The sequence below is a fragment of the Acidobacteriota bacterium genome (genome assembly GCA_040754075.1).
Classification (GTDB): domain Bacteria; phylum Acidobacteriota; class Blastocatellia; order UBA7656; family UBA7656; genus JBFMDH01.
On sequence record JBFMDH010000008.1, the window covers coordinates 39,354 to 61,034 of the forward strand.

General features: G+C 48.9%; 16 protein-coding genes. 2 read left to right on the top strand and 14 right to left on the bottom strand.

Annotation, left to right across the window (positions count from 1 at the left end):
• Window positions 1-2: 2 nt before the first annotated feature.
• From AB1757_10780 to AB1757_10845, 14 genes are all read right to left on the bottom strand, one after another.
• On the bottom strand, window positions 3-2,552 hold the full coding sequence (locus AB1757_10780) for an alginate lyase family protein (GenBank protein MEW6127509.1): 2,550 nt from the start codon (window positions 2,550-2,552) through the stop codon (window positions 3-5).
• A 21-nt stretch (window positions 2,553-2,573) separates the two neighbouring features.
• Window positions 2,574-3,740 (bottom strand): glycosyltransferase family 4 protein, encoded by a 1,167-nt coding sequence (locus tag AB1757_10785; GenBank protein ID MEW6127510.1) that lies wholly within the window; start codon window positions 3,738-3,740, stop codon window positions 2,574-2,576.
• Entirely contained in the window at window positions 3,740-5,020 is a 1,281-nt protein-coding gene (locus AB1757_10790) for a glycosyltransferase (protein MEW6127511.1), read from the bottom strand. Before AB1757_10790 ends, AB1757_10785 begins: the two co-directional genes overlap by 1 nt.
• Before the next feature lie 21 nt (window positions 5,021-5,041).
• Entirely contained in the window at window positions 5,042-6,223 is a 1,182-nt protein-coding gene (locus AB1757_10795) for a glycosyltransferase family 2 protein (GenBank protein ID MEW6127512.1), read from the bottom strand.
• 36 nt (window positions 6,224-6,259) lie between these two features.
• On the bottom strand, window positions 6,260-7,747 hold the full coding sequence (locus AB1757_10800; GenBank protein MEW6127513.1) for an O-antigen ligase family protein: 1,488 nt from the start codon (window positions 7,745-7,747) through the stop codon (window positions 6,260-6,262).
• An 11-nt stretch (window positions 7,748-7,758) separates the two neighbouring features.
• The gene (locus tag AB1757_10805) at window positions 7,759-8,799 is read right to left on the bottom strand and encodes a polysaccharide deacetylase family protein (GenBank protein ID MEW6127514.1); all 1,041 of its coding nucleotides are present in this window, start codon (window positions 8,797-8,799) and stop codon (window positions 7,759-7,761) included.
• Window positions 8,796-9,665, bottom strand: a complete 870-nt coding sequence (locus AB1757_10810; protein MEW6127515.1) for a formyltransferase family protein — start codon at window positions 9,663-9,665, stop codon at window positions 8,796-8,798. The genes AB1757_10805 and AB1757_10810 overlap by 4 nt, the downstream gene beginning before the upstream one ends.
• Window positions 9,655-10,134 (bottom strand): hypothetical protein, encoded by a 480-nt coding sequence (locus AB1757_10815; GenBank protein ID MEW6127516.1) that lies wholly within the window; start codon window positions 10,132-10,134, stop codon window positions 9,655-9,657. The genes AB1757_10810 and AB1757_10815 overlap by 11 nt, the downstream gene beginning before the upstream one ends.
• Window positions 10,135-10,210: 76 nt before the next feature.
• A complete protein-coding gene (locus tag AB1757_10820; GenBank protein MEW6127517.1) occupies window positions 10,211-10,966 on the bottom strand; it encodes a polysaccharide biosynthesis/export family protein in 756 nt (251 codons plus the stop codon).
• A 44-nt stretch (window positions 10,967-11,010) separates the two neighbouring features.
• On the bottom strand, window positions 11,011-12,393 hold the full coding sequence (locus AB1757_10825) for a TIGR03013 family XrtA/PEP-CTERM system glycosyltransferase (protein ID MEW6127518.1): 1,383 nt from the start codon (window positions 12,391-12,393) through the stop codon (window positions 11,011-11,013).
• 60 nt (window positions 12,394-12,453) lie between these two features.
• Window positions 12,454-13,356: a CpsD/CapB family tyrosine-protein kinase gene (locus tag AB1757_10830; GenBank protein MEW6127519.1), complete on the bottom strand. Its 903-nt coding sequence runs from the start codon at window positions 13,354-13,356 to the stop codon at window positions 12,454-12,456.
• Window positions 13,357-13,424: 68 nt separating this feature from the next.
• A complete protein-coding gene (locus AB1757_10835; protein ID MEW6127520.1) occupies window positions 13,425-14,999 on the bottom strand; it encodes a Wzz/FepE/Etk N-terminal domain-containing protein in 1,575 nt (524 codons plus the stop codon).
• Between the two features lie 31 nt (window positions 15,000-15,030).
• Window positions 15,031-15,294: a hypothetical protein gene (locus AB1757_10840; GenBank protein MEW6127521.1), complete on the bottom strand. Its 264-nt coding sequence runs from the start codon at window positions 15,292-15,294 to the stop codon at window positions 15,031-15,033.
• A 615-nt stretch (window positions 15,295-15,909) separates the two neighbouring features.
• Entirely contained in the window at window positions 15,910-18,324 is a 2,415-nt protein-coding gene (locus tag AB1757_10845) for a PKD domain-containing protein (GenBank protein MEW6127522.1), read from the bottom strand.
• Between the two features lie 753 nt (window positions 18,325-19,077).
• Here AB1757_10845 and AB1757_10850 point away from each other — a divergent pair.
• Both AB1757_10850 and AB1757_10855 read left to right on the top strand, forming a co-directional pair.
• On the top strand, window positions 19,078-20,688 hold the full coding sequence (locus tag AB1757_10850) for a serine/threonine-protein kinase (GenBank protein MEW6127523.1): 1,611 nt from the start codon (window positions 19,078-19,080) through the stop codon (window positions 20,686-20,688).
• Between the two features lie 3 nt (window positions 20,689-20,691).
• A complete protein-coding gene (locus AB1757_10855) occupies window positions 20,692-21,597 on the top strand; it encodes an AAA family ATPase (GenBank protein MEW6127524.1) in 906 nt (301 codons plus the stop codon).
• Window positions 21,598-21,681: the final 84 nt, after the last annotated feature.

Sequence of the window (21,681 nt, forward strand, 5' to 3'; positions counted from 1 at the left end):
CCTCATTTCTCGTTTACTTTTAACTGCCATTGACCTGTGTCTCTGGCAAACGTGAGGTTGTGAGGTTGGTGGTTTAAGTCAAACCAATTTCCATCAAGAGAAATCTTTTTCCACAAGCCCTTGGTTTCGAGAGTGAACCGGTTGGTTCCTTCGATGGCTATTTCAAGATGGTCGGATGCCACCTGAATGACGCAATGATTCACGACATCCGTGGAGTGCAATGAAAACTTATTGTGAACCTTTATAACCTTGCCTTTGACAAAACAGGTGCGTACCAGACGATTGCCGACAAAGCGCGCCCATGCCATTTGGGCGATGGCGCTCAGCCCTTTGCACTCGACCAGATTAATGGCGTTTCCGGCAATTACCACATCTTGTGAATCACCCAGCGTGACGATAAAGGCTCTGGCGTCTTTTACACCGATAGATTTTTGCGCCACCTGTGCGCCTTGATGGTTGGTGGTAAAGGGCAAAATGAAATTCATGACGGTTTGTTCTCCTGTCCCGTTAAACTCGATGGTAGCGATGGGAGCCGAGTCGCGTTCACCATAAACAGGTGACACATATCCTCGCAGGATTTCTGTGCGTAGAGGTTGTTCTGCAAACGTAAAAATTGCGAGTTGCTGATGATTTCGATGGATGACCCTGATTTGATTATCCATACTGATTGCCGCGCATTCCGGCGTGAAGTGAAAAAACAAGCTATAGTCGTGCCGGTCTTGAGCTGAAAATTCATCCTGAACCACCAGGTAGGTCGGTAATGCTGTGGCGTTGTGCTGATGCAAACAGAGAATGTTGCGCCTATGGATTACCGCATCCTGCAAACGCGCGTAACCATCGTGTGAGCCTGAAAAAAAACTGATACCTGCGTGGTGATTGAATGAATGTAATTTCGCGGTTGCGATATGATTCCAGGAAAAGATTCCCGCCGGTTGGGATTGTAATAAGCCATCAACGGTCGCGGTGTTATGCGCGGCGGTTTCGCGAAATTCATCGCGGGTTTTTATATCGCCGGTGTAGGTATAAGTTCCGGGGTCAACCAGCCAGTTCGTTCCTTGCGCGGTGAATTCAAAAGCCAGCGCGTCGGCATGCGCGTGACCGCAGTTATAAACGCCATGCGGTCCGCAATCAATCAACGCATAGGTTGAATCTTTCCACCAACCATCGCGCATCACATAATAACCACCTTCAGAAAACCCGCGCGCCGTTTCAGTGGGTCGTTCGATTTCAATCTCATCGAAATGCTCTAACCCTTCGGGGCCGAGTAACCACAGGGTTTCAATCGCCGCATCACCTGCAACATATTTCCAATCGCCGCGATTCAAAAGCGTCGCGCCGGTTGCCAGCGTATCGCGAAAATCATCTGCCGCGCGGTCGCCGAGTTTCAATAACCGACCGCCATCATCATCGCCAACGAGCGGCGTGGTACCATCGGGGCGAGTGAGCCACATCAGATGATCAAGCGCCAAAGCGAGCTTTTCTTCGACCTCATCAGGCAGGGGCCAGTAACACGAGCGCGAAAGCGTCAACAGGTGGATGAAAAAATCGACGGTGTAGCGATGATAATAGGTTGATTGTTCAAAATAGACACCATCCGTGCGAATGTGTGCGGGCAATTGTTCGAGCAATATTTTAAGACCTATTTGTCGCCAAGGTTTGGCGCGACTTAATTCCGGCAATGCCGCACCGATATATAAAAGTCCCAATGCTTCACCGGTGAGATGGGTGTTGGGACTGAAATAATGTGAGAGATAGGATTCGATGTGGCGACCGTGGGCGACCAGAAATTTCAACAGACGGGCAACAAATCTGGCGGTCAGATGATGCGATTCGGCAAACAGATGTAATGCCCATAACCAACTGATTGACCGAAATGCGAGTTCGAGACTGCTTGCCCAATTGATGCCGAGATTCGGCGGATTGGCATCCATCCAATGACTGGCTTGGGCGACGAATGCTTGGGCATAACGTTCATCATTGGTCAACCAGTAGGCTTGACCGAGGGTGACGAAATGCGCATGGCGATTCAATTCCCAGGTGATTTTTTTATCTCCGGCAATTTCTGGATTGAGATAATCAATCGTGCTCCAATGCGTCAGCGGTGTGCGTTTTCCCGATATGGGTTCGAGATGCCAGTCAATCGGGTCGCCGAAACTGAGGTCAGTAAAACCGAGTAAATCAAAACGCCCATTGATGGCGCGACCCGCTCGGTCAAGGATGAATAACCATTGATTGGGAAAGCGATGCAGCACAAGCGATGGAATATCGTCGCGATAGGCAAACGACGGCAAAAATACAGGGGTTTCGCGCTCGTACAGGTCAGGGGTGATTGAGGTGCGAATGCGTTCGAGAATCAATGCGCTGATGCCTTCACCGGTTCCGTGGTGATTGGGCGAATGAATTTCACGAAGCAGCGCCGCATCACTCATTTCGTTGGTGCCGATGCCAAGCAAACGCTCATTCAATTTGGCAATCTCCTGTTTGCCGCGAAGGCGAATTTCGCGGAAAGATTTGCCTTTGAGTTTTTTCAGTTGAGCAACCTTAACGTGCATGTCGAGTAGCACCTTTCCTGATTAATCGGAACCTCCGGTTTGCGCGACTATCGCGGGTTCGTTTTCGGCTGGTTGTCGTGTAACTGTCGAAGTCGGCGAATGCTCACAGGCTAGCTGTTCATAAAGCGCAATCCATCGCTCGCCGACCGTATTCCAGGTAAACGCCTGGCAATCCTTTAGCGCCTGCTTGATGAGACGGTCTGCGAGTCGAGGATTTCGATAGACGGCAAGAATGGCTTCAGCCAGTGCCCGCTCATCGCCGCTTGCGACCAGCAATCCATTCTGGCGATTTTTCACCATCAACGGGATGCCCCCGGCGTTGGTCGTAACCACTGCAAGTCCGCAGGCGAAGGCTTCAAGAATCGATAGCGGCATGTTGTCAACTACCGAGGCATTCAAATAGATGTCGGCGCGGTGATACAGTTCAGCCATCTCTTGAGGCGATACTGCCCCGACGAATTCAAGGTTTTTCAATTGCAATTTTTGAGCTAATTCGTGGAGCTGTTTTCGCTGGCTGCCATCGCCTGCGATGATGAGTTGCATTTCAGGAATCTGTTGTTGAACCAATGCAAAAGCCCGCAAAGCGCACCCGACGTTGTAATGGGTTTCAAAGTTGCGATTGGTGAAAATGATGGGGCGAAGCGGGCGATGTTGATGAAAACGAAATTGACCAAGGTCAACGGTATTGGGAATGGCTTCGGATGCAATGCCGAATTTTGCTAACACCCCAACCAGATAAGCCGATGGCACGATGATTTTATGCGCCAGTTTAAAAATCGGCATCGCCGTTTTCGCCCAGTTTTTAAGATGGCGTTCGGCTTCGCCGCTGTGATAATTCAAAATCACCGGTTTGCCAAATAGTCTGCCAACCATTACCGCAGGCGCAGGCGCAAGAAGGAACGAAAAATTGGAAGCCGAAAAGACATGCAGGACATCGAACTTGGGTATTCTGATAAGCAGCGAGAACAGGTAATAAGTGAACGTCACCAGCGTGCGAAGGTACTTGATGCGCTGCATCCAGCGAAGCCATTTCGGCAATCGCGGATTAATCGGAATCAATTCGGCATGGATGCGCTTGCTTTGTCTAAGCCCGTCGAGCAGACGACAGGCGGCAACCGCTTGCCCGCCGAGAATATCAAGCGATGCCACGACCACCCCGACACGAATACTTTTTTTGTCCGTCTTCATTATTGCGCTTTCGGTTTTCCGGCTGTCAGGAGTTCTTCGTAAAGGTGTTCAACGGCTTCAACCATGCGACTGATGCTGAATTGTGAAGTAACAAATTCGCGCCCATTTTCGGCAATCCGTTTGCTCAGGGTTTCGTTACTCAAAATAAATCGCAGGCGCTCAACCAACGAATTGACATCTGCCGGGGGAACCAGAAAACCGGTCTCTCCATCGCGAATCAATTCTCTGGTGCCGCCAACTGCGGTTGCGACCATCGGCACGCCTGCGCTCATCGCTTCCATTACGGTGTTCGGCAATCCTTCGCTGAGTGAGGTGAGAACCGCAACATCGAATGCCGAAACCAGATGTCTGGCATCGCTTCGATTGCCAAGCAGATGAAGGCGATTTTGAATACCGAGGTTTTCGGCTTGTTGGGCTAACTGGTTTTTCAGTTCGCCATCACCGACCAGAACGAAATGAGCCTGTTCGGCATTTGCCGCAACCTGTGCTGCCGCTTCCAGAAAATACTTGTGACCTTTAACCGGATAAAGCCTAGCCACCATGCCAAAAATTTTGCTTTGAGGATGGATGCCGAGTTCGCGACACAGCGCCTTGTGAGCTTGTTGACGTGCCAATTCGTTGTTCAACTGTTCGGCGTGTGAAGGGGTTTGATTTTTCCGATTGCTATTCGATGGCGTTGCCAGTTCGCAAAGCCCGTTGCGAATCACGATGATTTTGCTTTCGCAGGCTTGGTTGCGTTCAATAATCGAATCCCGAATTGCCTGTGAATTGACCACGATACGATTGGCAAACCGGTGAATGATTCGCGTTCCCCATTCATGAACTCGCCGGTCAGAAAGTTTCAGATGCCGCTGGCTGGCAATCACCGTGATGTTGGAAAGTCTTCCGGCAACCGTTCCAAAAAGCGAATCGTAGAAGCCGTGCGTGTGGATGATGTCGATTGCTTCTTTTTGAATGAGTGCGCGCAAACGTCGCAGTTGGTTGAAGGCATTGCGATTATAAAAGCTGTTGATGCGAAATTCGGAAATCTCGGAAAAAAGCGGGGCGATTTCCTGATAAAACGCCCCCTCTTTGCGAATCGCCGCCAATCGAACATCGAAGCGATTGCGATTGATGCGCTTCAACAGTTCGACGAATTGGCGTTCCGTGCCACCCGCCTCAAAACTGTTCACGAGATGAAGCACACGAGGTTTTCGTGTAGTTTCGCAAGTTTTTTCTTGTGTCCGGTAACTGGCATTTTGCATCGAACGGTCTCCGGTTTCTCCGAGTAAAGTGCCCATATATGAATCCTTGCTTACTTCCTAACTTTTGCTCTGTTCGGTTTGCGAGGTGACATCGCGCAAGGGTTCCCAGGTGACGTGCGACTTGCCACCGATAAATTTCATAAACGCAAAAAGTGAAGCGGTATTGGCGAGCACGAAATAGTAGGGAATCGCCAGTTGCCCAAGACGTATGCCGAGCAATTCAGCCGCCCAACCGACGAATGCCAACCCATAAAAAAGAATCTGAACGATGAACAGGGCATTGAAAAATTCATTGGCGCTGGCGAGATAGGCATTGGCATCAAACAACGCGATTAAGAGAAAGGGCACGACATAGCGCAGCGCTTTATGCGAAATCATTTGAAAGGCATACATTCCATGCCGGAACGGATTGAGAATTTGCCGGTAACGCCATAGCGCGCTCATGGTCTGTTCGATGATGCGTGTGCGCATGCGAAATTCCTGGTGCCCGCGTTTGTTGGTATCTTCGCTGGAAATCGCTTCGGGGTCATAAATGACGCGCAATCCCTGGAGATAAATTTCCGAAGCGATGACAAAATCGCTGCTCATATCTTCGTCGAGTTGCGCGTAAGCACTGCGCCGCACGGCGTACAAACATCCACACACGCCAAGCAGGGAACCCAGATGACTTTCACATTGTTTAAGAAAAAATTCGTAACCCCAGTATGAACGCGCGCCGAGTCCGACATCGCTTGGCGAACGGTCAACATAAATGACATTGCCGGTCGCGGCACCGACTTGCGGGTCTGCGAAACTGCGAACGATTTTCTTCAGCGCAGTTTTTTCGTAGTAAGTCGTGGCATCGGAAAAGACCAGTATTTCGCCGGTGGAGACGCCGACAGCATGATTTTGCGCAGAGGTTTTGCCGCGTCGATGCGGGCGGCGATGAAGAATGACGCCATAACTTGCAAACTCACGCACAATGTCATCCGTGCGGTCGGATGAACAATCGCTCGCAACAATGATTTCCAGTTTGTCTTTCGGATAATCAAGCGCCAGTGTCTCTGTGAGTTTGCGGGCAATATCTTTTTCTTCGTTGTAGGCGGCGATGATGAGTGAAAGTTTTGGAGTAATTTCAGCCGCGCGAACCGGCTTACCCAACCAGTGGCTCAAAAAGCAGAGCGCGACCGCGTAGCCCACGTATGTATAAACGATGAGCGTCAGCGACAGGATAAAAATGGTGAGAGCGATGATATTCATTTACAGCAAATTTCCCGGTTCAATCAGCGAAATTTTTCAATCCGATTTTGGATGCATCGCCGCGCGATGAAAAATTTCCGCAGGTTTTGCATCGGCTTTTTGGTGAGCCTTCCAAAGCACTCCCAATCGAACATTGCGATTCAGTGCTTGTCCTAAAGTCATCGCTTTTTCGCCTTCAGGTTCAACCGCTTCCTGCTCGCTGGCGTAAATCGTTCTGAGCGAAATGGCGTAGGCGACCAGGTAGTAGATGTGCCAGAGATACTGGACTGAGCCGAAAAAGCTACAAACCACATAAGCCACAAACGACGCTTGCAAGGCGACGCTGAAGTAATAAGCGTGTTGTTCGGGTGGCGCATCGCGTCCTTTAATGAGCGCGCCGCGAGGCGCTTTTCGGGTTTGTCGCTCAATGCGTTGCAGCGAACGAAAGGGCGAGAAGATTAAAATCAAATAGGCAATTAAACCGGCGACGCCGAGTTCTGCTGAAATCTCCAGATAAGAATTGTGTGCCACCTGTTCGCGTATCGAATAGACATGGAAATTTCCCATGCCGACGCCGATGATTAAATGATTGGCGGCAACCTCCACGCCGCGCGTTAATAATTCGCGTCTGGCTTGCGCAGACCCGGTCAGGTCTTCTTCAATTGAAAAAATCGTGGTGATGCGATTGGAATAACCCGATGGCATGACGACTAAAAAAAATCCGGTGGCAATGAGAAAAGCGAGAATCGTCAACCCGCGATTTCGCCGGCTGAGTTTCCACAATAACACCAACGACAGAGCCACCAGTCCGAGGAAACCACCACGCGAAAATGTCACAATCACGCCAATACTTAATAGTCCCGCGCAAATCAAGAAGAAAGGTTTTTTCCATCCGCGACTGCTTAGTGCCAGCGCCACCGCAAGCGGCAATAATAAATTCAAACTGAGCGCCAGATCGTTCGGGTTGCCGAACATCCCTGCAACCACGCCTGCAATGCGATTGGTCGCAATTTTCCCTTGCACCAGAAATTTTCCGTTGAGGTAACTGACAATCGCAAACAGGGCGAGTGCTGCCCCGCAGATAACCGCTAGATTGATGAGCGAACGCAAGCGATGATAAGCAGTCAAAAGATTGATCATTAAAAGAAAAATGATGATGACTTTTAAATAGACATCGAGCAGCACCTTGAAGCTATCTTGCGGAGCGACAGCGATGGGAATGAATAAGATGCCAAGCAGCGCAATAGCGAAAACCATGAGCAGTTCGAGCGGCAAGCAGGTGAGGCGTTCGCCCGCCGTCAATTTGGTCATCAAATAAGCGAGCAACGTACCGATGGCGACGATTTTGACCAGCGGGAAATTGCCGAAAACCTCTGGAAACATCTCCTGCGGTCGCGCATACAACAGAAAGGTAAACAGAAAGAGTCCGGCAAAGGCGATGTTCAATTTCGCGGACTTTTTAATTGTTGGGGTCGATTCCGAAACTGCATTTGGATGCGCGCGAAATAGCGTCCCGCCGGAAAAAGTTTTACTGGTTGCATTCATTGTCTTGCCCTCTACATTTCTGCTGTTTGAGCCGTTTGCCGCGCGGATTTCGGTTTAGCTAAACGACGCGCATTGCGTATACGGGATTTCACCTGTTCAAATCCGCTGGTGATTTGTATGAATCGTGTGAGGTCGCTTTCGGCTGCCAATCGTTTTAATTTGAGAGGCGCGCTCGAAACCTCATTCAACCCTTCATCGGTGGTTACCGCTTGGCGATAACCCGCCTTGGCAGTTTCCGCTAAAACCTGTTTGTCATAATTGCCGTTCGGGTAACAGAAAAGCTCGACGGTTCGATTCAACTTTTCTTCAAGCACGGTTTTGGATTGGCGCAATTCAAATTGAAGTTGTGGCTGATCGATATTCGTCAATATCGGATGAGTGACGGTGTGCGAGCCAATCTCCACCCCTGCGTTGTCCAATTCGCGAACTTTATCCCAACTGAGCGGTTGAAATTCAGCGGTTGGTTCAGAGGGGAGTGCGACGCCAAGCTTGATAATTAAATCGGCAAGTAATGAGTCTTTGAGGTTATTCGGTAACGTTTTTAAAAAAGCATTGAGACAGGTGGCGGCACGGATTTTTGCCGGGGTATCGCTGAGTTCGATTCTCAACTGTTGATGATTCAAAGCGAGTTCGACAAACCGACGAGTCGTACGTGGTAACAGAAATTTCAATATATCTGTCCAAAGCCATCTTTTGTGGTCAATGAAATCCGTAACCACGAAAAGCGTTGCCGGGACATTAAAACGTTGCAGCAAAGGAAGCGCAATGTCATACGCATCGCGATAACCGTCATCAATGGTGATGGCAGCAAGACCTGGGGGGAAAGGGTCACGCTGATTTAAGAATTCACCAATTTGGGAAAGCGCCACGACGCGATAATGCGCGGTCAGGTATTCGAGATGTTGGCGAAAGGCATTTGCTGAAATGGTGTCGTGAGTATCTCGCGCACTGAAGCGATGATACATCAAAATCAGCGCCCGATTGCGATTAAATAATCGAAAAGGCGTGAATGCGCCGGTCACACGCATCAGATGGCGAGCCGCAGTTTTCATTGGTTGCTCACCTCTGCGTTTTCCTGAATAGCCGAACTTTGCTGGCGCAACCGCGCGCGCAATCGGCGACGCAATTCGTCTTTCTCTTTTTTCACCGGCAAGCGATAGCGTTTACCGAGGGCGATATTTTGCGGGGTTAAAATGGCTTTGCCGTCAGCTAATAGTTGAACCGCGCGCGGCACCAATTCTGCTGCCCGGTCTGATAGTTTCTCGCGAAAGCTTTCGATGAACGGTTCATAGTTGAGACCGTAACGGTAATCGTAAATCAGTGGCAGGGTTTCCTGAATGATGATTTCGCCGGTATCGACTTTGGCGGCGACGAAATGAACGGTTAATCCGACTTCGGTTTCATCGTTGAATAACTCCCAGAAAACCGGCGGTCCGCCGCGATAGAAAGGCGCAAGCCCTTGATGAGTATTGATGCAGCCGAGTCTGGGAATCGAGAATACCGATTCTTTAAGAATATTGGTGCCCAGCACAACGCCCAGGTCAGCCTCTGTTTGACGCATCAGTTCAAGCGATTCCGGCAAATGGAAATTGCTGACGAAATGCGCCAAAAAACCGGAATCCGTAGCTAAATCTCGCAGGCGTTCATAGCTGCTACGGGAAGGCTTTAAGTTTTTCACAGCGGTTTTTCTGAGCGGCGGCAAAAATTTTTTAGAGTATTTTTTTATGGTTCCGAAAACCCCGTCGTAGCGAATCGAACGTTTGATTTTTTCTTTCAGCGTATAACTTTTAGAGGTTTCGGTTTCAACAAAGACCGCAACCACCTCTGCACATTCGAGTGCGAGCAAGCGTTCGATGATGACGATGGCTTTTAAACTGCCGTGGGTTAAAACCATCAGGCGCATTTTTTCAGCTCTCATCTCTACCTCTTATCGGGGTGATTTTTTCGCCGGATTGCGGTTCATCAGGTGCGCGATGAGCCACTGCCATCGGATATAAAGCGCGTTTGATTTTTTCAAGGTCGTGATGTTGCAGGTGAGCGCGCAACGCCATGTGACAAATTTCAATGACCGCTGGCGGTAAATCTTCTGCCTTTAATATTGATAAATCCGCCATATCAATCGCATAGGCATTGACAATCAGGTCATGAAATTCCGGTCGGTTTAACAGACCAAAAACTTTTTGCGGAGAAACACAAAGACCGATGCTCAATCGCAGTGCGCTTTCTAAAGTGAGATTGGTCACTAACGAGCTTTGCACCTTTGAAAGCAATCCCTGGTCAAATCCGGTGAGGCGGCAGAAATCGGATTGACTGACGCCGAGTTCAGTCAATCGCTCGCGGACAAATATAGAAAGGGGCGTTTGTTCCAACTGTGATCTTTTTTTCATTCCATTTCTCGCTCGATAAATGCTATCCATAATTTTTTAACCATCGGGCACTTGGCGGTAGCCTTGGCGATGAGGATTATCGACCCAATAGAAATGCCAGAAAATTTCCGAAGCCAAGCAGAGAAGTCACCTGCCCGATTTTCTTTCGTTTGTTGCCGTGGACAATGATGGTGTCACCGGCTTGCAAGCGAAGGTTTTCTTCGGGGTTGGCTTTGCCTTCAAGAATGCGTTTGACATCGATTTTTAAAGTTTGCGGACGGTCATACCCGCTTTGTCGTAAGAGTGTGACATTCGATTTATTGCCGAGGTCGGAAACCCCGCCGGTTGCCGATAGCGCGTCGAGAACCGTCATGGGACGGGTCATCACGACAATGCCGGGATGGGTGACATCGCCAAGCACGCCGATCTTTGCGCTGTTGGCTTCCAGCAATGACACACTCAATTTGGGATTGATGATGTACTGACTTAAGTCGACCGCGAGTTTTTCGGAGAGTTGGTCAACCGTTAAGCCCGCGACTTCAACATCACCGAGTAAGGGATGGTAGATGCGACCGACCGGTGAAATTTTGATTTTTTCCAGCGAATAATCCGGTTGATTGAGCACCCGAATGGCGAGTTCATCATCCGGTCCCAGTTTGTAGGTTTCGTAAAAATCTTTGTATACCTTTTTGAAAAAGGGATCGGTCAGATCATCGGGGTTAATCGTAGCAGTGACTTTCTCATCCGCTTTCTGTGCCCGGACATCGGGCGTCGCAATCACTCCGACGACCAGGAGAAAACTTATTAGCGAAAGGTAAAAGCGCAATCTGGTAAAGATTTTTTGGTTCATCATTCCTCCGTTGGGTTTGGCGCGGAATCCTTCAAACAAGGCGTCGTTTAACGTGCGCCCCGTCCAAAAATCACAATCCTGATGGTTTCAAAAACAATGATTAAATCGAGCACCGGCGATTGGTTTTTGATGTAATAGAGGTCGTATTGAAATTTTTCTATCGCGTCTTTAACCGAAGCGCCATAGGGGTAGCGAATTTGCGCCCAGCCGGTCAGTCCCGGTTTAATCAGGTGGCGTTGCGAATAGAAAGGAATTTCCTGAGCCAGCATTTCAACAAATTGCGGGCGTTCGGGACGGGGGCCAATCAAACTCATATCGCCTCGCAAGACATTGAAAAACTGCGGTATCTCATCAATGCGCAGTTTGCGAATAATGCGCCCGACACGGGTCACACGGCTGTCGGATTCGCGCGCCCAAACCGGGCCATTTTTTTCCGCATCGGTGGTCATCGAACGGAATTTCACAATGGTGAAAACCTGGTCGCCTTTGCCGACGCGCTCCTGCGTATAGAAAATTGGCCCCCGTGAATTGAGCTTGATTAAAATGGCGGTAATCAACATCACCGGCAGCGACAAAACAACTCCGACGGCGGCGGCAATAATATCCAACAGTCGCCGTCCGTGTTTATACATTCGCGCCAACCGTGAATGGTTGGAAAAAATCAACCAGCTCGGGCGTAACAATTCGGTCGGTATTTTGCCGGTCAGGCGTTCGTAAAAAGTGGTGGACTCTTCGATGGCGATGCCGTCGCGCAGTCGCAGTTCGAGAAGCGAAAGATAAGGTAGGCGTTTGCGCCGGTCATTCAACGAAACGACGATGCGGTCAACGTGATAATGCTCGACAATGGTTGCTAAATCTGAGGTCAAGCCGATGACTCTGGGGTTGATCAAACTTTTGCCGATTAAACCGGGGTCATCGCCGACAAAGCCGACAATTTGATAGCCTCCCTCCTGGCGTTCCAGCACTTCGCGGGCGACATTGATGGCGCTCTCTTCGGTTCCCAAAATCAACACCTGTTCCGACAATCGCGGATGACCGATTAACCACATCACGAAGATGCGCCAGCAAATCATCATGGTGAGCATCAATATCAGGCTCACCAGAAAAACCCCGCGTCCCAGCATCAATTGCGGGAGGGCGTAAAAAATTACCGCCAAAACGATAGCCGCCAGACCGATGGCTTGCAGGATGCGCAGATAAAGGGTTGTGCGATTACGAATCATTCGGAAATCGTAAAGGTCAGAAATATAAAAAGCGCCTTGAACGACCAGCATCAATAACAGAATTTTCAGCCAGCCGTTACCCTGGATTAACACCTCAATCGCATCTTCATTGAATCTGATGAAAATTGCCGCTATGCCACACAAACAGGTTAACCAGCTTTCAAAAATCAACAGGGCAAAACTTCTTGAACCGTTTTTAGACATCATGAGGAACTACTGCCTTCTTTGCGGTAAACCTTTCTCAGTTCGACAGAGCGGAATATTGATTTACAACTCTTCAGCCCACGATTGTGTGCGATTGAGCACCACCCCAAAGATGTGCTCAGGCGTCAGCGCGCGAACCGCTTTACCCAGTTGCAGAGAACTGGTTTTGCCTGCGCGAATGACATAGACAATGACATCGGTCATTCGCACCAGGAGGTTTGCGTCATTGACCCGCAACAGGGGCGAAGAGTCGAACAACATAAAATCGAATTCGGGTTCGAGCATTTCCAGAACTTCGCGAAATCTGGGCGAGGTGAAAAGTTCCGTCGGGTTTTCTACCTGTTCGCGGGTTGGCAGGATTTGAAAGCCAAACGGTTGAACCTGTATCGTCGCCTGACCGGGTGAGAGGTTTTGCTGAATGACATTGGTCAGCCCTTCCTGGGCTTCGATTCCCAGGCATCGCAAAACCGAAGGGCGTTGTAAATCGGCATCAATGACCAGAACCTTTTGCCGGGCGCGTGCCAGTACGCAAGCCAGATTGAGCGCCACGCAGGTTCGACCTTCGGCGCGATGGGTTGACGCGATGAGAATTTTTTTCAAGGGGCGTTCTTCTTTTTCCGCAATCAGCGAGATTGCCAGTTTGTTGTATTGCTCGGAAGCCATCAGGCTGGAATCAAAAAACGCAGCCAGATGCGGGTCAATGCGGGTCGAATCAATTTTGACTTGGGTTGCCGGTTCAATCATCGAACGCCGCGAAAAAGTCGCTATGGCTTCTTCGTGCAGGCGTTGGCTGACTTCGCTTGCCGGTTTGGCATTGAGCGAGTAATCAATAAAATCGAATTGATTGGCGGTTTCTCGCGCTTCGGCTTTTGCGGCAATGTGCGGGTTTTGAAAAGGTACGGCGCTCAGGTTGTGTTTTGTTTCTTCTCTTTCTGCGCGTTCAATTGCTTCATAAACTTTTCCCATAATTTTACCTCTTGTGGTTAATCGAAAATGCATTCAATTCACTCAGCAAAAAATTCCCAATTTACTGGCTAACGACTGGCGAGCAGTTGAAACACCCGTAAATTGTTCAGGATGAAAACCAGCACAGGAATAATGACTGCTGCCAAAAGCAACATGCCGACCACGCGCATTGCCAGTAAGCGTTTGGCGCGTCCGCGTTCGGAAGAGGTCAGGGTTTCCGGTATGAGCACAATCACCGGTGCGCCGAGATAATATTCGACATCGCGGTCGTCATGAATGGAAAACAAGCGCGGGAATTCAAATGCGACAACGGCGGCAAGTCCAAGCGCCAGCGCCAACACCAAAGCCAGCCCTAAAAGTTTCAAACGGTCAGGTCCTGTGGGAATTTCCGGCACCGTCGGCATATCAACAATTTGAAAGAGACCGGGGTCAAGCCCCGCCGCCGTCACTCGCACATTCTGTAAACGTTCCTGACGACGCAACAAGGAATCGTAACGATTTTTCAATCGCTCATAACTATTACCGGCGACCACCGGTTCACTTGAATCTGTGGCGGCGGGTGTTGTGATGATCGGCGCACTGGTTTTAATCGAAGCGGCGCTTGGCGAACTCGCAATCGCCTGTTGTTTTCTTTCAAGGGCGCGATTGGTAATCGCCAGTTCAGTTTCCAGGCGCGCCAGTTCGCGTTGCAGGGTGCGCAATTCACGCGCTTCGGGTGAACTCGCCGAACCACTGTTTTGAATATCGCTGCTCAGTTGGGCGAGTTGACGGTTAATTTCTTCGAGTTGGGCGCGCGCCTGTATGACTTTGGGATTTTTGTCGGTGTATTGTTGAGTGTAATCTTTGATCTGCGCTTCGAGTTCGGCTTTGCGAACCAGTAACACCCCGTAAGAACTGCTTGAACGGGCTTCGCTGGGCGCAGATTTGACAAGCTTCTGTTGTTCGGCAATCTGCTGTTTTTGTTGGGCGATTTCGCGTTCGAGAGCGAACTGTTTGTCGGTTAGGGTTTCAATAGAAGATTGAGCCGCAGCGCGTTCGGCGCGCAGGGCGTTTATATCAATTTTGGGACGCCCCCCGCCTGAGCCTCGGAAAACCGCGCGCCGTTGGCTTAATAGTGACAGGCTATTTTCAACTTCATTCAATTCCGCATTCAAGGATTCGGATTCATCGGCAAACTGTTTTTCGAGCGCTTCATTCATACTGCCGAAAACCGCAACCAGTTCGGTTGCGACATCTTTGGCAACCTGCGGATTGGTGTTTCGATAAGTGAGCGCCAATCGCTCGGGAAAATCACCGCGCATAAAGGTTTCGACTTTGGTGTCTTTGCGCAGCCGGTTGATTGCCGCATCAAGCGCATAGTTGGTTATGGCATTGGGCTGTAAATGGCGCACCGCGATATTTTCTAAAATCTGACGGCTGAGCAAACGCTCTCTTACAGCGGCGACCCGGTCGGCGATGGCTTGCCGGTCGTCGGATTTTCCGGTTACGACAATCGCCGCTTTCGATTCATAGGTATCGGGTAAACGGCTGATGATGATGTAGGCGGCAATCAGGGTTGCGCCGGCAACCGCCAAAAACAGGAGCTTACGCCGCCATAACATTTGTGCATATTCAGAAAAACTTCTAGGTCTTATGCTTGCCATTGAATACCTCGCATTGATTGAAATCTAAGGATTAAGGTTTTGGGTTTTCGGGCATCGGTAAATGAATGGGTTCGGTGGCATCGGCTGTTATCTGACCGCTAGTATCTACAGGGAGATGCAGCCTCTTGGAACGCATCATTTTTATACCCGTAACGATTGAAAGCAGACCGACGCCGAGCAGAAAAAGCAATAAGGGTTCAAAATGCGTACCGGGTGAATAAAGGAAACCAATCAATGCATCAACGCGATTTTGATAGCCTTGCTTGAAGCGATTGATTTGCTCGACGTTTTGCATTGCAATTTCGCTTTTTTGAGTTTGAAAAGGTCTGACTTGTACGGAGTAGATAATGGCTGCCGAAGAAAGGATGAATAAAAGCAGAAGGGCTAAGAGGGTATGGATTTTTTTATACTTCATAAGCCTTTTAAGAAACCGGTTGCGGTTAATAAGTTGACCGCACATCCAGGCGATAAACCCGAACATCCATTGTTGCTGAGGTTAATTCAGTTGTCAGTCGCTCAATTTGCAGGGGAGTCTTAAAGGTCAGTGAAATAACCGGAGAATAACCATCAGCTTGATTACTTGATTTTCAACTCGTGTTGTCGAGGTTTGTTTTCGACATCTATTCAATATGCTTAACCTTGAGGTTCTTGCAAAAAATCGCTTGTGTTGGAATTCAGTAAGGTTGGTTGGAAACTTCCTGCAACCCCCAAAAATCAAAGGTTGCAGGTGGGTTTTGAGGCTTGGCGATAATCATTAAAAGATTGTTAAAAATTTTCTCAACAATGCGAGGCTCCAAATTACAAATGAGAATAAAAAAGCCTTGTAGGATTTCATTGACCATCCTACAAGGCTTTTTTGTCTACCGGAAAAATGATTTCCCCGGTTTTGGATTTTTCTCACTGAGGCTGATTATTTCGGCAGAATGTGCGTATCGTTTTTAAGTGTGCCCGGAGAAACAAAAAGATAATTCACCGGCGATAAAACAATCTGGTCGAGCGAAAAGCCATCTTCACGCGGTTGAATTCGCAAGGTGTGTGTGCCGGTTGATTGGAAATAAATGACCGGACCCAACACGCCAATCCCCCATCCGTTATCCTGCCAGCCCCAACCCGATAAACCGATGTTGAGATAATCTTCTAAATTGATCACTGTGGCATCATTCGTGCCGATGCGATAAATCGGTGAGCCGGATAGCGTGACGCTTCCTGAAAATTGCACATAAAACGAATCGTTGTATGGTGAATTGTTGATGGCTTTGCCGCGCGTCCACAGTCGATAAGGAACCCCAGCCTGAGCATTAAAGGTCATTTCAAAATAGTGCTTGGGTTTGGTCATCGGGGTATTCAATTTTGCAATGCCGAGGTCAGGGTTTTGCAAACGTCTGCCGCCGGCTGCCGTCGAATCGCTGATGACTTGCCAGGAACCAACTTTCACCAGGGATTCCGCAGCATACAGCACCACATCGGTTGGCGCAGGAGGCGGATTGGTTACCGAAATGGTTATCGATGCCGAAGCCCTTGCGCCGAGGTTATCGGTTACGGTGAGCCATGCTCTGTAGGTGCCTTCGGTTAAATAGGTATGTGAGGGTGACAGGGTAGTTGCCGATTGCCCATCGCCAAAGCTCCAAATGTAAGCCACGATTTGCCCATCTGCATCCGTGGCATTGCCGGAAAAATTGAGCGCCAGGGGCGCGAACCCGGAAAGCGTAGACGCTGAAACGCTGACGGTTGGCGGTAGATTAACTGGGGGTGCCGTTTCACCAATCGCCGTATCGACAGCATTGAGGTCTGCGCCAATATCTTTGCCGTCAGTTCCGCCATTCAGGTATGGACTGGTAGATGCGAGTCGGAAATTTTCTCCGGCAAAGTCTACAAAACCGACGGCGTCCATCGTTGCCGGGAAAAAATTATTGGCTGGATAAAGTGACGGGTAACCGGCGACCAGAATATTTTTTGCGAATGTCGAAGCGGGGAAATAGGCATTGAGGGTTGAAAGCCCGGGTCCGTAACCTGAACCGATGATGCCATATTCGTTATGCGGTGTGAGGTTATTGGTATAGACAAACCCCGAATGTGATTGTCCATCGGCGCTGATGATGTTGCGGGTTTGAAAAGCGGTGTTATGGTCGATGGTCACATCGGCGGTTCCATCCAGTAAATAAAATAGCACGCCATTGCCGCCCCAACGCGCTCCACCTACGTCCACGAAGAGGTTGTTTTTAATTTTAATGCGACGCAATTGTTGTGAAGGATTTATATAATCATAACCGAGCATATTCACACCGGCGGCTGTGTGTCGCACGATGTTATTGGTAAAGGTGACATCCTGCACAACCGTCCACGGCGCTCTGCCATCCTGATTGCGCGGAGTAAATAAAATCGCGGTGCCGTTTTGTGATTCCACCCAGTTGTTTTCAAAAACGTTGCCATCAATAAGCACCCGTTGGGCATTTTTGAGTTCAAAAATATTTTTCACCGACCAGCGAATGCCCGCAAAGCTTGCGTCATAAGGATTCCAGGAGAGCGGTTTCGTCAGGGTGTTTCGCTTAAATTCAATATCGGAAATCACCAGCCCGGAAATGGCTGGATCAGCGCCACCGAATAAAACATTTTCGCCTGCGCCTTCAAGGTAATTATTCACCACTTTCAGAGGACCCGGGCTGTTCCACGCGGCAACCGCCTGGGTATCAAAACCGATTGCATGAATGTTGGAAATATAGGAATCAACAATTGCGCCGTTTACACAATTAAGCGCCACCCCGCGCGAAATATCGCCGGTGTTATTTCCATGAAAGTAACAGCGGTCGAGAACCAAATCGTGCGGCACTTGCTCTAGCGTTGTTTGCTCGCTGGAGCCGAAACACACCAATCCATAATTTATATTTACAGTTGCCGCTAAACCGAATTCAATGCCAACAAAACGAAAATGATGAGCGCCAGATGCGGTAGCAATAACCGGCGCAGCATTGGGGCTGATGAGCTTGGGCAACAACCCCGCAGCCGTTGGACTGAGGCGCGTGCCCGGCGCAGGCAGTCCGACTTCGGCAGAAGAACGAATGATAATCCAATCGGAACCGCTTTTATTTGGAAGGGTAAAATTGCCGACAAAAGTTGCGCCTGCTTCCAGTACGATACGGTCTCCGGGGGATGCCGAATTGAGCGCGGATTGAAAATTTCCGCCTGCGGAAACATAAATTGTTTGCCCGGCTGACTGGGGCATCGTGGTATCAAGATAAATTCTGGGAAGTTCCGGGTCGCTCAGGGATTGGGCATGGCTTTTGAAAAATGTGAGACTTAAAAAAAATAAAAGAATAAGGGCTGTCAACGTTCTCCAGAAAAATTTAAACGTCATATCTCTCCTCAAGAAATTTTAGTCGGACGACCGGCACACTTCTCCTTCATTGAGAAATGCTTACTGCTTTTACAACAGAGAAAGAACTTTATTTGTGTTTCAGGGGCGTTTTGTTGAGGGATAAAACACAGGGGCAGGACAATGGGCAGGTTAGTAACACACACGTGAAGGGACGCAACCGCACCTGCAATCAATGATCAAAGTAGGCTTTTGAATCATTCGATTCCGTTTACGCAATCATCAACAAAAAAGGCATCTGTTGGGATTGTCTATTTATTTTTTATGTGGTGGAGGATTAAACCGTATGCCACCCCATCATATGAACGGCAAAATCTCAAGTCAAGAATCTTTCCCGTACACGGTGTTTATTATGAGTTCATAATGAAAACGCTTCTGGATTTATTGCGTGCAGTTGTATGAATTTTTATTGGATGGTGTGCGATTCTCCTACATTGAGAATACTGAATCAGTGCGCTCATTCCCCAAATATCCCGCCCAAAATCCGGTTTATTGCCGCAAAAAAATTATGAAAGCAACATTCACATCAATATTCATGCGTAGCAGTAACTTCATTATGTCTACATCAATAATTTCCATAATGCGGCATCCCTGTTGCTTTGAGTTCAGAGTCTCAAAAAACAACCAACAAAAATTTCGCGTTGCGTTTTCAAGGTAGCGATTTTGGAGAAAATAAAGCAGGACACACTTATTTCAAATGGCGCTGGAATGGTCGTGCGCAAAGTTTCAGGTCACGACTTTGCGCCACTCCTGTATCGGTTTTCGTTAATCGAAGAGATTGCGCCAGCGTATAAGACGCGCCAGTTTATTGCGCGAGAAAATCATACGGTTGAACAATCGCTGGTGAAACTGCGGGTTTATTCACCAACCGACGATGCCGAAGAGAGCGACCTACTGGCTTTCCTGCTTGAGACCCGCGCCGCGGCTGAGCTAACCCATGAAAATATCGTCTATGCAGCGAAGCCGGAACAACTCGAAGGCATCCATTTCGCGGTTTCGGAACATCACGAAGCAACAAGCAGTTTACGGGAGGTGCTCAATCGCCGGGGCTGGCTTGAGGTTGAGGAAGCCATAGGGATTGCCAGGCAAATCGCCCAAGCTTTGCAATATGCTCACGGTAAAGAAATTTTGCATTTGCAATTGCAACCCGATTGCATATGGGTAAATGACATTGAGGAAGTAACCGTTGACCGATTCGGCATCCCTGCAACGCCGGTTCGACCGTGGGCTTATGAACGACGAACATCGGGATGCAGTCTATCTTATCGCAGCCCGGAACAATTAACCGGAAAACAACCGGATGAACGCAGTGATTTATATGCTCTGGGTGTTGTGCTTTACGAGATGTTGACCGATGCTTTGCCATTTAATGGCGCAACCCCCGAACAGCTTAAATCTAAAATCAGTTTGCAAAAAATGCCTCCGGCGCATCTCATTCGCCCGGAAATTCCCGAAACCCTCTCGACGATGATTTCCAGATTACTTTCAGAAGACCCGGCACACCGCTTTTCAAATGCCGGGCTTTTACAGGCTGAATTAGCCGCCTGTCTTGAAAAGCCTCTGGCGGCAGAAATTTTGCCCGACGAAATTTTCCTGGATGAACTGTCGGTCAACGAATCTGTTGAAGTCGCTGAAATACCGGGCAGCACAACTGTTGCTCGCAATTTTGTCAGAGTCACTGAAGATGAACCGCTTTCGGCGATTCTTAAAGAGTTTGACGAAAAGGATGATTCTGTTGACGAGCCATTTAAAGCCCCCGACACCATTACACAAACAACCGCTAATGAGCGCACCTCATGGGTTTTTGATGACGACTCGAAAACCAATCTGCCGCAACCGTTAGGGCAATTGCCTGCGCCATTTGACCTGGAACAGCCCGAAGTCCCTTCTACGGTTTTTGCCGGTGAATCCGCGAGGTCGAAAAAGCCTTTATCGGTTGTTCTACTGATGGTCGGAATTATGCTGATCATTACGACATCGGTTCTGGCTTACAAACGATATGTGAAGGCGCAGGTTGAAACGATTCCCCAGGTTCAACCGGTGGATTTACCAACCCAACCATCCCTTGATGACAGTGCCTCACCGGTTGAACACCAATCGGCAACTCCACCGGATTCGAGCAATTCACTTAATGGTAATTTACCAAGCCCGGTTACGGTGCCGCGTGCCGCCAGCCCCGAAGTTGTGCGATTGCATCAACAATTGCGGCGCACCCATCAAGCCAAAATCAGCCGTAACAAAACCTATAAAAACAAACCGAAGGCGAAACCTCGCAAAAACGCTTCAAGATGGCGATTTTTGAAAGCCTTCAGGAGATAGTTTATGTATAGAGATTTTTATCAATTAAAAAAAATTCCATTCGGGTTGACCCCAGACCCCAAATACCTTTTCAAAACCGAAAGCTATCTGGAAGTCACCGCCAATTTAAAATACGGTGTCGAACAGAGTAAAGGCATCGTCGTGGTGCTCGGCGAAGTGGGAACCGGCAAAACCACCACTTTGCGTTCGATGATTCAACAATTCGGGCACGACATTTTATCGGTCTATATTTTCAATCCTTATTTAACAGTTGCCGAATTTTTTGAACTGTTCACCGATGGTTTGAAACTCGGATTGCCGCGAACCGTTTCAAAAGCCGATTTGTTGAATGCCATTGGTCGGACGCTGGCGATTCGCCACTCAAAAGGTTTGCGCACCGTGCTCGTGGTTGACGAAGCGCATGGGCTATCAAATGCGCTGCTGGAAGAGATTCGTTTGCTTGCCAATTTTGAAACCAACAGCGAAAAACTTTTACAGGTCATTCTATGCGGTCAACCCGAATTGCGAGGATTACTCAACCAGCCGCAACTTCGTCAACTGAAACAACGGGTTTCTTTGCGCTGCAAGATACTGCCGCTCACGCCGCCGGAAGTGAATAAATATATTCGCTTTCGATTGAAAACCGCCGGAGCCGAACGAGTTGATATTTTCGAGCCGGAAGCGGTGGATTTAATCGCTCAGGTGTCTTTAGGCATTCCGCGCGTCATCAATAACATTTGTGATAATGCGTTGCTTTATGGATACGCTGGCGGGCATCACCACATTAGTCGGGAAGTGGTTGATGAAGTCATCGACGTGCTGGATATTTCCGCGAATGATTACACCAACGATACAAACGATTCATCAGAAAAAGGGCAATGGGAAAATCTACAAAACGCTGCCGTAGCAGTTGCCAGCCCACACCGTTAGCTCACACGTGGGTCGATCAATCGCCGTACAAAATAGATTGATTTCCGAGCACATTATTTTTTGAGAAGAAAACAAACCAGAGGT

Excerpts from the sequence above, each read along its gene's own strand:
- AB1757_10815 (MEW6127516.1), bottom strand. The coding sequence starts at position 10,134 with ATGAAAAAAAGATCACAGTTGGAACAAACGCCCCTTTCTATATTTGTC.
- AB1757_10820 (MEW6127517.1), bottom strand. The coding sequence starts at position 10,966 with ATGATGAACCAAAAAATCTTTACCAGATTGCGCTTTTACCTTTCGCTA.
- AB1757_10855 (MEW6127524.1), top strand. The coding sequence starts at position 20,692 with ATGTATAGAGATTTTTATCAATTAAAAAAAATTCCATTCGGGTTGACC.
- AB1757_10780 (MEW6127509.1), bottom strand. The coding sequence starts at position 2,552 with ATGCACGTTAAGGTTGCTCAACTGAAAAAACTCAAAGGCAAATCTTTC.
- AB1757_10795 (MEW6127512.1), bottom strand. The coding sequence starts at position 6,223 with ATGAATATCATCGCTCTCACCATTTTTATCCTGTCGCTGACGCTCATC.
- AB1757_10840 (MEW6127521.1), bottom strand. The coding sequence starts at position 15,294 with ATGCAAAACGTCGAGCAAATCAATCGCTTCAAGCAAGGCTATCAAAAT.
- AB1757_10785 (MEW6127510.1), bottom strand. The coding sequence starts at position 3,740 with ATGAAGACGGACAAAAAAAGTATTCGTGTCGGGGTGGTCGTGGCATCG.
- AB1757_10805 (MEW6127514.1), bottom strand. The coding sequence starts at position 8,799 with ATGAAAACTGCGGCTCGCCATCTGATGCGTGTGACCGGCGCATTCACG.
- AB1757_10830 (MEW6127519.1), bottom strand. The coding sequence starts at position 13,356 with ATGGGAAAAGTTTATGAAGCAATTGAACGCGCAGAAAGAGAAGAAACA.
- AB1757_10800 (MEW6127513.1), bottom strand. The coding sequence starts at position 7,747 with ATGAATGCAACCAGTAAAACTTTTTCCGGCGGGACGCTATTTCGCGCG.
- AB1757_10810 (MEW6127515.1), bottom strand. The coding sequence starts at position 9,665 with ATGAGAGCTGAAAAAATGCGCCTGATGGTTTTAACCCACGGCAGTTTA.
- AB1757_10850 (MEW6127523.1), top strand. The coding sequence starts at position 19,078 with ATGGTCGTGCGCAAAGTTTCAGGTCACGACTTTGCGCCACTCCTGTAT.
- AB1757_10790 (MEW6127511.1), bottom strand. The coding sequence starts at position 5,020 with ATGGGCACTTTACTCGGAGAAACCGGAGACCGTTCGATGCAAAATGCC.
- AB1757_10835 (MEW6127520.1), bottom strand. The coding sequence starts at position 14,999 with ATGGCAAGCATAAGACCTAGAAGTTTTTCTGAATATGCACAAATGTTA.
- AB1757_10825 (MEW6127518.1), bottom strand. The coding sequence starts at position 12,393 with ATGATGTCTAAAAACGGTTCAAGAAGTTTTGCCCTGTTGATTTTTGAA.